Below are 11,997 nucleotides of genomic sequence, written 5' to 3' on the forward strand. Positions count from 1 at the left end.
GCTTTTATAAATATGACATTTAAAACAAAAGCTAGTCAAATTGCTAAAGGCTTTCATAATCAGCCGCAACATTACCATTATCGCAGATATGTGTTCATCGTATTCACACTCAGCTTGATAATTATTGCTTGTACTAACACCTCTCCATTAAAACAATCTTCAGTCACCCACTCGCCTACTGACAACACAGTTTTAAAGATTTGGTGGGATAAAGGTTTTACTGTCGATGAGGATGAAGCAATCAAGCAATTGGCGAGTAACTGGGAAAAACAAACTGGTAATCAAGTCAAGCTTTCCTTCTATATCGGCGATGAGCTACCGCAGAAGGCGCGTAGGGCCATTCATGCGGGTAATCCACCCGATATTATGATGAGTTACGGCGCTGAGAGAGCCTTGAATCCGCATTTGGCTTGGGAAGGGAAACTGGCGGATGTAACGGATGTAATTGAGCCAGTCAAAAATCTTTATCCTGAATATGCCCTGCAAGCTGTTAATTATTATAATAATGCTGCAAAAAAACGAAGCTACTATGCAGTTCCAATCAATCAGGCAACAGTTCACATTTTCTACTGGCGAGACTTGCTAGAGCAAATAGGTCGCAGTGAAAGCGATATCCCCAAAGATTGGGATGGTTTTTGGCAGTTTTGGAAACAAGTGCAAAACAAACTGCGGGCAAAACAGCAAAAACAGGATATTTATGGATTAGGTTTTCCTTTTTCTACTGGAGCTTCAGATACCTACATCTTTTTTGAGCATATTTTAGAAGCATACGATGTGCAAATTCTCGACTCAGAAGGTAAACTCGCGATCGACGAGCCAAAGGTGAGACAAAAAATTGTCCAGGCATTAGATTGGTATACCAAATTTTACCAACAAGGTTATGTGCCACCAGATGCACTCAATTGGTTAAATCCAGATAATAATCGCAGCTTGCTCAACCGTATGGTTGTGATGACTCCTAACAACACCCTCTCAATTCCTTGCTCTGTGCGCCAAGATCCCGACACCTATCGCCATAAGCTTGGTATTTTAAAATTTCCCAACAAACCCAACGGCAAGCCAATGCGTTATCTACTCACACTTCGGCAAGCAGTTTTGTTCGCCGATTCCCAACAACAGAAAAAAGCTTTGGATTTTCTTGCATATCTCACCCAATCACAGGTGATAGGTAAGTATCTGAAAGCTGCTGGAGGTTGTAATTTACCTATCATCAAGACACTTTGGCAAGACCCATTTTGGAAAAACCCGGCTGACCCGCACGTTTCAACTGCCGTTAAGACGGTAACGGAAGGTTCAACGCGGTTGTTTTATTATGTCCAAAACCCGGCATACAGCGTAGTGTTAGAGGAGAATATCTGGGGAAAAGCTCTTAATCGAATAATAGTAGATAAAATTTCTCCAGAGCAAGCAACTGATGAAGCAATTAAGCAGATCAAACAGATTTTTGCCCAATGGTAATCAATAATTATTTATATTAACTAAAGGAATAACCTATCTACATGAATAATAAAAAAGATAAATATCTTTAGAATAAGAAACAAGTTGTAAATATATGAACTTCTGGAATCAGCACCTAACTATTAAAGTTGCCAGTTCCTTCTTATTCCTATCCTTGGTAACTGTAGGTGTAGTAGGAGGATTTGCTTTTCTCAATGCGAGGGAAGCTTTGAAACAAGCTGCTTTTGAACGACTCAGTGCTGCTGCTACCCTGAAAGAGGAAGAAATTACCCGTTGGTTTGAAGACCAAGAACGAGATTTTCTCTTAGTAACTCAGTTTCCAGACGTACAAAATAATTTTCAAATCCTTTTAAATTCCAAACCCACCGACGCAAATTATCGTAAAGCTTACAAAGTCCTCTCAGATTATCTCGCAAACATGGCTACAATCAAGCCAAGTCTGGGAGAAATTTCCATTCTTGACCGGAGCAATCGGATTATTTTATCTACTAACAAACAGCGTGAAGGTCAATATGAAATTTCAGCTAATATCACCTATATTGAACAAATTCAACCAGGAGACTCTTTTGCCCCCATCTTTTATGCCTCACCGATTACTGGTAAGCCATCAGTGACTTTTGCAACCCCTCTACGTGATGCAGCCAAGGTACGTCAAGGTATTCTTTTAGCCGATCTCAATTTAGGCAGAATAGATCAAATTGTACGGGAACGTACAGGCTTAGGTAAGAGTGGAGAAACTTATTTAGTTGGTTCTTTAGTAACTAAAAACGCTTTTATTTCAAAAGATAAAGATAAAACACCGGACTTTTCTCAAGGAGTTAGTAGCCAAGGTATTGATGCAGCAATGGGTGGAATTAGTGGTCAAGGACTTTATCCTAACTATGCTGGAGTGTTAGTAATTGGAGTATATCACTGGCTCAATGACCAAGACCTAGCCTTAATGGTGGAGATGAACCAGGAAGAAGCCTTTGCGCCGGCTCGACGATTAGCAGGGACGATGATGCTAGTGGGATTCTTATCAATGGGATTTCTATTGATTGGAGTGTCTTGGCTAACGCGACAGTTAAAAATCTCTGGCGAACAGTTAGAGAATTACAGCCATAGATTAGAACTAAAAGCCAAAGAAGCCGAAACTGCCAACCGTGCCAAAAGCGAATTTCTCGCAAACATGAGTCACGAACTTCGTACTCCTCTTAACAGCATTCTTGGCTTTACTCAGCTAATGATGCGCGATTCTTCTATCAATGCTTCTCAGTTGGAACATTTAGAAATTATCAGTCGCAGTGGAGAGCATTTGCTAACTTTGATTAATGATGTGTTGTCAATGTCCAAAATTGAGGCGGGTTTGACGACACTGAACAACAATAGCTTTGACTTGTACACTCTACTTGATTCACTTGAAGAGATGTTTCAAATTAAAGCAGAATCTAAAGGTTTACAGTTGATGTTTGAACGTAGACCTGAAGTTCCTAGATATGTGCATACAGATGAAAGTAAATTGCGTCAAATCTTGATTAACCTCCTTGGTAATGCTATCAAATTTACTCAAGAAGGTGGTGTTAGTTTACGAGTTCGGATGAAGGAAGAAAGTAAGCTACAGCGACAAGAAGAAACACAAGTAATAAAAAACTCTCGCTCCTCATTCTTCTGGCTTCATTTTGAAGTCGAAGATACCGGGACAGGGATTGCACCTGCCGAAATTGAAAAGTTGTTTAAACCCTTTGTTCAAACAGAAGCAGGTCGAAAATCTCAGCAAGGAACAGGTTTGGGTTTAACTATTAGCCAACAATTTGTACATCTAATGGGGGGAAGTATTACTGTTAGCAGTACTTTGGGTCAAGGAACGATTTTTTCTTTTGATCTCCAAATTAGTTTAGCAGAAGTAGCTGAAGCTCCAATTCGACAGCTAAAACGACGAGTAATTGGTTTAGAGCCTAATCAACCAAAATACCGAATCTTAGTAGTTGAAGATAAATGGGAAAATCGCGAACTCTTAGTCAAGATGCTAGTATCCCTTGGCTTCGAGGTACGTCACGCTGAAAATGGTCAAGAAGGGGTAACTCTTTGGGAAACTTGGGAACCACAACTAATTTGGATGGATATGCGGATGCCTGTAATGGATGGGTATGAAGCTACTAAACAAATCAGAGCTACTTTAAAGGGTCAAGCTACTGTCATTATTGCCCTAACTGCTAGTGCTTTTGATGAGGAGCGCTTTGTGGTTTTATCGGCTGGCTGCAACGATTTTGTACGTAAGCCGTTCCGAGAGGAAGTAATCTTGAATATGATGTCTAAATATTTAGGGGTGCGCTATGTATATGCGGAGAAACCCCTTCAAAAAGACGAATTTGCCGAAAATTCCGACCTGAAAATTTTATCATTAGAAGAGATGCTGGCTCAGATGCCTACTGAGTGGGTAGCACAGCTCCACCAAGCGGCACTGTGTACTGATGAAAAGCTGATTTTTAGCTTGCTTGAGCAAATTCCTGAAGAATCTGCTGTTTTGACAAACACTCTGTCTGATTGGGTTAATAACTTTCGCATTGATAAAGTTATTGATTTAACACAATCGTAAAAAATGATTTTTGAATCAGAATTCAGAAGTCAGAATTTAGGAGTCAGAACAAGAAAGTGGGGGATTGATATGATATCCGCTTGATTACTTATTAAACGCATCTGGCGTGTGGGGTGCAATGACTGGGGAAATCATAACTAATTAGCCAGACTTGATATGAGATCCGCCACTAATTAAACATCACTAAATTTTCGTGTCGTGAATGCACAAAAATATTTGGTGGGGATCTTAAACCCATTCATTCACCAGTCGGACTCTAATTCAATTTGGAATTCTGATTTCTGGCTCCTGAATTCTTTTCTGATAAATTATTTCTAATAAATATGGATAACCATCAAGTTCAGCTACCAAAAGCAAATATTCTTGTTGTTGATGATACACCTGATAATCTGCGACTTTTATCCGCCATGCTAACTCAGGTTGGCTATGAAATTCGGAGAGTGATTAACGGACAAACAGCTTTGAAAACAGCACAAGCTGCACCACCCGATTTAATTTTGCTTGACATCATGATGCCAGAAATGAATGGTTATGAAGTCTGTCAACATTTGAAAGCCTCAGAGAAAACCCGCGACATTCCGGTGATTTTTATTAGCGCCTTGGATGAAGTTTTTGATAAGGTAAAAGCTTTTGCAGTCGGGGGAGTGGATTATATTACCAAACCTTTTAGTGAAGAAGAGGTTTTTGCCCGTGTAGAAAATAACTTGACTATCCGAAGGTTGCAAAAACAACTGACCCAGCAAAATATACTTTTGCAGCAGGAAATTAGCGATCGCCAAAAAGCAGAATCAGCACTGCGCCTCAGCCAGTTTTATCTAGATAAATTTAAGGATTCTATCTTTTTTGTCAATTCGGATGCCCAGCTTGTTTACGTGAATGAAGCCGCCTGTCGTCATCTTGGCTACTCCCGCGCCCAATTGCTGACCATGACTGTTTACGATATAGATCCAAATTTTTCGACGGTTGCTTGGCGATCGCACTGGGAAGAAGTTAGACAAAAAGGCTCTCTCACTTTTGAGTCTAGTCAACGAACTCAAGATGGTCAGGACATAGCCGTGGAAATAACTGTCAATTATCTGGAGTTAAACGGACAAGAGTACCATTGTGCTAGTGTCCGCGATATCACCTCCTGCTAACACCATTTCAGCAAGCCAATAAAGTGTTTTGTATCAAAACCGTAAATGAATAAGTAGTTTGAGACTGCCGGAAGATACCTTTAGTCAAAACTTCTAATCCAAAACTGCTAACACAGGTGGGAAAAGAGATTTTTCCTGACGTTACTGACATTTTTTACATAAATTAATAAAACTTTGACGGCAAAATTCCTGACGAATTATGACTTTTTCATGCTGTTAAAAAGTAAGTGATTCACTTAAATTAAAGGTATGGTGAAAGTAAACTTCAATCCAAAACCTTAAGAACGTCTAATAAGTAGGAGCAGAACGGAAAACCCCAACAGTAACAGGTTCTTCTGATTTGCATTTTACATTTAATTATGTCCTCCTACTGAGTTGATTATGTAGATTGAATTGAGTCGGTGAGCAAAAGGGTATTGCCCATTGCAACTATAGCGTTATTAACTCTGATATCTGACAGATAGTGACAGCATCAAAAATCAAGCAAAGAGATGCTTTGTAGTGTATCAAGCCAGCAAAGTATGCGGAAAAAATAAACTTGAGGAAAGAAAATAAGATGCGAAAAAATAGTATAAACCAAAATTTTATCCCGCCTGAAGAAGCAATTCATCGCTGTATTCAAGCATCTGAGCAAGGAAATACCAATCGGGTGAGCAACAACTCTTTGACTGTAGAAGATGTTACTACTGATTTAGACATTCAGAGTCATTCACTACCAGTAAAACAGGAAGTCAGGCATCTATTGTTTAGCACCTCAGTTAAGAAGGATCTAAATGAACAGCTAGCATCCTTAGTTGCCCAAGCCCGTAAACATTCACCTGGAAGCCCTCAACGTCAGAAGCTGCTCACGCAAATTATTCGTTTGACACAAGGTAAACTCTGGAAGGAAAATACTCCCTACTATCAAGACGCACTGCAACAAACTTGGTTGTATTTCTGCCGCAACGTTTGTGATGGTCTGACAGCTCAAGCCTATGACTCCACTCAAGGTAGTGTAATTAATTGGCTAGATGCTTACCTAAAACGCAGACTACAAGACTTTTATCTCAACCAAAACCGGGAAAAAGCCACAACAGTCTCCTTTGGGGTTCGTCAGTTTAAGTCGGGTGAGATTGATGAAACTATTGACCCGATAGATAATATACCAGCTGCCCCCCAAGCGCCTCCCATTTTGGAAAACCTGGAGATATGGGTGGAGACAGACTCGGATATGGAACTACGTAGTACTCACATTAAAGGGCGTCCAGACGTAAATTGTCAGGTATTAATTCTCAAACGCTTACCCCCGGAAGTTAGCTGGAAAGAATTATCTAAAGACTTTGGGCTGCCAATTGCGACATTAAGCAGTTTCTATCAACGGCAGTGTCTACCACGCTTGCGGAAATATGCTGAGATAGAGGATTTATTATAAATGCTATTTGGGCATGAAAAAATAAGTACTACTAGCGTACTCTCTCTCAAAGAACGTTCTAATAATGTCCGTTGCAAACTTGATACCTTAATAAAGTATCGACTGAAATAAAATACCAATAATTAGACCAACAATTCCAGCAATCAAATCGGCACAAAAGAAGTAGAAAAGCAATTCAAAACTTGCTTGATATTTTGGGTATATCTGAAATAAAATATTGCCCAAATCGCTCCAAGCATTCCTAAAATTCCTGTTGAAATCGTTACGATTGCTATAACACTTTGAGTTTGCATTTATCTATGTATAGTATTATGAGCCGTAAAAGTTTCTAGTTAAACACATAACATAAAAAATCGGAATTCGACAAAAAATTAAAAAATACGCACGAATCATTGTCCTACTCATGGGTAATGTAGTAATTGCTTTGAGGTTACTGAACAGTGCTTTTTATACTCAAAAGTCACCATTCCCAATCCTAAAACAACTATTAATGCCCAACCGAACGCGCCTAGAAAAAATAATCTTTGAAATCTAGCTGCTTTTTGCTCTTGAACGAGTCTAGCTTTAACTTCTTTAGTTCGTTCTGCTTCTAACCATGTCTCAACTTCTCGCCGATCGCATTCTTGGCTAGCTGCTAAAAACTGATAATCTAGATCGCTCAAGCTTTTGCCTTGTGACCAAGCTAGCGCTTCATGTAAAGCTGTCCCGCGTAATAGTCGGGAATTATCACAGCGCTCTGAGGCTACCCAAGCGTTGAATGCTTGAGAATATGGCCGTAATTTTGCTAATTGTTTTTCTACCCAAGTTTGGTTAAAAACCTCTTCATAAATCCGATTCTTTACTATTAGTTGCCCTTGCTGCTTGGTTACTAACCCCGATAACAGCAGTTCTATTTGTTCTTCTCCATCATCACTAGCTATCTGAATTCCTTGTAAAATTTGCTGGTACAATCCTAGTAAACCTCCAGCACGCTGTTCATTGATTAGCAGGCGATCGCGGATTGTTTTCAAATGCTCTGGATCGTCTTTTGCCTCCCATTTTTCAATAATATGGGTTTGCACTAGTTTTTCTAAAATTAATAAGGGGAATTGGTAATAAAAATTTATCAGATGTTGATTAATAATTGGTAAGTGGTTATCCAATTTATAACGCTCATCAACTTCTATACTTCTGTGTTCTTCAACATTTTTGCTTCCACAGGTTCTTTCTTGCACTACTATCTGACATAGTTTTTGAGTCAAAAATGGCTGACCATTTGTCCAAGCTAAAATTTCTTTGAGAACTGCCATCGGATTAGCTACTTTACTTTCTAAACCTGCCGCTAATGGCTGAACTTCCGACAAATTAAAACCGTGCAGTTCAATAGATTTACCAATATTAAATGGGGTGCAGTTGCGATCGGCAATCAAATCTGAAGGGGTTGCGACTCCGAACAGCGCCCAAGTTAGACGGTTATATTCGGGATTTTCGGCTCGTTGATTGTAGCATGAGCGAATCAAAGTAAAAAAATCGACTACCGGGAAATTCAAGCCTAAAACACTATCAATTTCATCAATAAAAATAAATATTTTTTCAGTTTTTAGTTCGACTAACAAAATGTCTTCAACAAATTGGCTCAATCGCTGTAATGCAGGTAAATCTTCCCGCTCCGACCACCAAGCTTTTATATTAACTTTGCTAAAGAGATTAAAGCTCCTTAATAAGTCAACCACTATGCCCTTATACCATTGAGCAGGAGTAATATTACCGTTGCCGATGCGAGTCATGTCGATAGATGCACAACTGTAGCCTGCTTGTTCTAATTTATGCCTCGTTTGTAATCGCAAGCTAGATTTCCCCATCTGGCGGGAACTAAAGACATAACAAAATTCACCTTGAATTAAAGCATTATAAAGTTCAAAGTCAGCCTGCCGTTCTACATAGCTAGGAGCATCAACTTTGAGACTACCGCCAATTTGATATTCGTACTTATTCATAGCGTTTAGGTTAATTGCTCTTGGAAATATAGCTGATACAAATCACAGCTAGGCATTGCCTGATTTCCTTCAAGTTTTACCAGACCCATACTTTCTAATTTATAAGCAGCGATCGCTTCTAATTGCACACTTGTGGGAGAGGTAACTACCCGTTTGAGTGCGATCGCGAGTTCTGGATGTTCTTGGAGATTGGCTAGATGATGGCGTAAATAGTTGCTATAAATGCCGGCAATTGTGGGAGCCTCTTGTAATAGCTGCTCTAGAGTTACTGTTTGATTTCCCAGGTTATAAAGAGCCAGACGAGCTAAATAAGGATGACCGCCAATCATTGCTCGTAGCGGAGCCAGCTTTTCCAATCCTTTCTCACCTTTGGCCCAATCCAGTCCATGACGTACTGCCAAATCCTGCATCTGCTCTAAACTAAATTCCGGTAACTTAATCGGCAGTCCCACATTGAAAGGTGATTGATTAATATCTAGCGGGATATAAGCTTCAGTGGCATGAACTACTACTAATCGGAGTTTTTGCCAGATTTCTAATTCGGAAGCATCTTCATACCAAGAACGCAGTAGCGGCAGAAAATCTTTAGAGATTTCTGGATACTCGAAAATGCGATTCACTTCATCCAAAGCTAAGACCACCGGAGCGTCAATTTTTTCTAGCAAATACTCCTGTAAATACAATGTGCAGCTAACTTTGCTACCAATATCCTCATCCCAATAATCATCGAGTCTGATTTCTAGGTTCAACTGCCGACTGACGTTAGCACAAAACCAGCGTAAGAATTTTTCTAAGCTAGTGAAAACTTGACTATCTGCCCGCTGTAAACCAATCTGTACAGTGTGTACCCCAGTCTGTTTGGCATGAGTAAGAATTCTGTGCATTAGGGATGTTTTTCCCATTTTGCTAGGGGCTTTGATTCTGATTAGGCTTCCAGGTTTATTGATTTCGGTATAGGTGCGTTCTTCAATTGGCGGACGCTCTATGTAAAAAAAGGAATTTAGGGGCACTGAGCCACCAGGATTTTCTAAAAAGTCGGGATTAGAGACTGGGGTTTTTCTCTCATCTTGTTTTTCGATTACCAAAGAAGACGCTGATATTCCATCTTTGGCTCTGCTTGTTGGCTGAGACTGTCTCAAAACTGCTGGCACAGGTTGTAGTTGTTCTGACAAAACGCTATTTTGCGCTCGCCGTCTCAATACTGAGCGAAAATTACTTTTTGTCACTTCCTCCCCGAAAGCTTGTGAAAGTAGCTTCCATAACTTAGAACCAACATCTTTTATATAATTGGCATCGTAACCACAGCTTTCGGCGATATCTGGATAAGTTTGTCCTTCCCAAGCTTTACGAAATATGATTTCTTGAACATCACTTAAACCATGTTCAAGAAATGTATCTAAAATTACTAGTGCTTCTTCTATATTCATTTTTAAAAAGAATAAAGTTTGTTTTAAATAAGACTTTAGCGGAATTTTTCAGACTTTTTTCAGTATTTACTTAAATTTAAACAGTTAACTTCATTTCCGCCTGCCATTTTCAGGTCTTAAGGAATGTCAAAAAATAAATTCTCCAATACTCCAATAAATAGACTTCTTGGCATTTGTCGGGAAAAGGGGAAGGTGGGGTTCCCTCTGGGGATAAGGGGTGGGGGAAAAGGTTTTGTATTGTCCCCTTCCCCTTTAACCTTTACCCTTTTCCCCAAGAATGCAAAAAGCACTTTTGCAAGAGGTCTAATGTAGAGAGGGTTAGCGACACCGTAACGTACTCTGTACAATTTACATATAGCTATCGTTCCGGTGCTTGTTTATTCTAATTAGCACCCTAAAGGATCGATAGCTTTCTTGTGAATTGGCTCAATTAAAAACTGTTTGGAGTATTGCTCTATTGTATTTGCAGTTTATTTCTCGTTCCCAGATTGGAATCTAGGAACACCAGCAACGAGTGTAAGTAGGAGATGATTATGCCGAGATGGAACGCAGAAAAAAAACAAGCGTATCGAACCGAGGTAATTCAACGCATCACCGCAGCGATGCCCTCAGTAATGCAGGAATATGCCTCAATTAATTGGGAAGAGGAACTCAAAGGCTACCATACTGAGCATGAATATTACCCTGACTATATCCACGCTCCCATTCATGGGTCAACTGATTCCTACACCAATCCTCAGTCGTGTTTAGCCTGGGATGCTGCGATGGATGCCATTATTCCCCTCAGCCACAATGTTAGTTGTCAGCAGTTGCGCGAGACAATGGCTGAACTAATTCCTCAAGACGCTCAAATTGAGACGGTGCTAGAGCTTGGTGCAGGTACGGCTGGTGGAGCGCTAGCACTGGCACAACGGTTTCCACAAGCCACTTTTCGCATTACTGATGTTTCACCTTATATGCTGGTGATTAGTCAGCACAAGTTTAACAAGGCTGGATTTAGCGAGAGGGCATCCTTCGAGCAGGTGGACGCTCGTAACACTGGCTACCCTGACAACTCCTTCGATCTTGTCACATCATCACTACTCTTTCACGAGACACCTAAAGAGTGGACACCTAAGATTCTGAAGGAGATGTACCGGATTACCAAACCCGGAGGTTGGGTACTATACGCTGATACTTATCGGGGTGAATACGCCCTCAGTGCTTCTTTTCAAGAACCGTGGTTGGATGACTTTATCCATTTCAACTTCGAGTATGAGTTTGCGAAAGCAGGTTTTACAGAACTCAATTACATCCGCTATGCCGTGGGTTTGTGGTATATGGTTGGCCGGAAGCTAGAAATGTGAGGAAAAAACAATAGACTTCTTGCATAAGTCGGGAAAAGGGGAAGGGGAAAAGGTTCGTATTGCCCTCTTCCCCTTTAACCAAAACCTTTTCCCCTCTCTTGCAAAAAGCACTTTTGCAAAAAAGACTTCATGAGCTGCGCTCACAAGGAACTTTACTAAGATATGAGCAAGGTAAAAAAGTTTCTCGATAAGTATTATTTAAGCAAAAGCGATCGCCCCATCCCACCCTACAGCTGCTCCATCTTAATCCCCGCCACTTCCAGCATCACCGTTGTAATCGGCACAAGCCGCCCCACAGTGGTGTAATGACTATTCCTTACGGGTGTTGTAGTCGAGCGCTCCCGAAACCGCCGCATGGTGATGTGAAACCACTCCCGCGTCTTTGGCATTGGTAGCCTGTACAGTTGGCGAGTGTTCACGAAGTAATAAAACAGCCAGTCTGCCTCAGTGTACATAAAGCAGCCGGGGGTTCCCTTCTTTAGATTGCTATGCGTCTCGAAGAACAAGTTACGAGTCTTGTTCCACCTGTCGCCCTTAATCTCAATCAAAATTTCGCCACTGTGCGTTGTACAGATGAGGTCAATATCTCTGCACTGGTAGCCTGGGTCATTTTCAACGTTAACAACACTAATAGTTTCTGGTTTGGAGAGCAGCCAAGCTTCCATATC

Annotated in this window: 9 protein-coding genes; 6 read left to right on the forward strand and 3 right to left on the reverse strand. The window is 40.5% G+C overall.

The genetic code is table 11. The features are described 5' to 3' along the window. The first annotated feature begins 12 nt into the window (after window positions 1-12). From V7K45_RS27005 to V7K45_RS27020, 4 genes are all read left to right on the forward strand, one after another. Window positions 13-1,458, forward strand: coding sequence for an ABC transporter substrate-binding protein (locus tag V7K45_RS27005; RefSeq protein ID WP_335008126.1), 1,446 nt, complete (start codon window positions 13-15; stop codon window positions 1,456-1,458). A gap of 94 nt (window positions 1,459-1,552) precedes the next feature. Then, window positions 1,553-4,033 carry a hybrid sensor histidine kinase/response regulator gene (locus tag V7K45_RS27010; protein ID WP_335008128.1) on the forward strand — a complete coding sequence of 827 codons (2,481 nt, stop codon included), beginning with the start codon at window positions 1,553-1,555 and terminating at the stop codon, window positions 4,031-4,033. A gap of 323 nt (window positions 4,034-4,356) precedes the next feature. Then, entirely contained in the window at window positions 4,357-5,169 is an 813-nt protein-coding gene (locus tag V7K45_RS27015; RefSeq protein WP_335008130.1) for a response regulator, read from the forward strand. A 742-nt stretch (window positions 5,170-5,911) separates the two neighbouring features. Next, window positions 5,912-6,580, forward strand: a complete 669-nt coding sequence (locus V7K45_RS27020; protein ID WP_335008142.1) for a sigma-70 family RNA polymerase sigma factor — start codon at window positions 5,912-5,914, stop codon at window positions 6,578-6,580. A gap of 401 nt (window positions 6,581-6,981) precedes the next feature. Here the strand turns inward: V7K45_RS27020 and V7K45_RS27025 are convergent, their stop codons facing one another. Next, complete coding sequence (locus tag V7K45_RS27025; RefSeq protein WP_335008132.1) at window positions 6,982-8,556, reverse strand: AAA-like domain-containing protein; 1,575 nt, start codon at window positions 8,554-8,556, stop codon at window positions 6,982-6,984. Window positions 8,557-8,561: 5 nt separating this feature from the next. Next, window positions 8,562-9,983 carry an AAA-like domain-containing protein gene (locus tag V7K45_RS27030; RefSeq protein ID WP_335008134.1) on the reverse strand — a complete coding sequence of 474 codons (1,422 nt, stop codon included), beginning with the start codon at window positions 9,981-9,983 and terminating at the stop codon, window positions 8,562-8,564. 533 nt (window positions 9,984-10,516) lie between these two features. Between V7K45_RS27030 and V7K45_RS27035 the strand changes: the two genes are divergently transcribed. Then, window positions 10,517-11,329, forward strand: coding sequence for a class I SAM-dependent methyltransferase (locus tag V7K45_RS27035; protein ID WP_335008136.1), 813 nt, complete (start codon window positions 10,517-10,519; stop codon window positions 11,327-11,329). Window positions 11,330-11,556: 227 nt separating this feature from the next. On the opposite strand, the gene V7K45_RS27040 is transcribed toward V7K45_RS27035, so the two are convergent. Continuing rightward, window positions 11,557-11,718, reverse strand: coding sequence for a hypothetical protein (locus tag V7K45_RS27040; protein ID WP_335008137.1), 162 nt, complete (start codon window positions 11,716-11,718; stop codon window positions 11,557-11,559). Between the two features lie 99 nt (window positions 11,719-11,817). Between V7K45_RS27040 and V7K45_RS27045 the strand changes: the two genes are divergently transcribed. Next, on the forward strand, window positions 11,818-11,997 hold a 180-nt coding region (locus tag V7K45_RS27045; protein ID WP_335008139.1), incomplete at its 3' end, for a hypothetical protein.

It is taken from the genome of Nostoc sp., from assembly GCF_036917375.1.
Taxonomy (GTDB): Bacteria; Cyanobacteriota; Cyanobacteriia; order Cyanobacteriales; family Nostocaceae; genus Nostoc.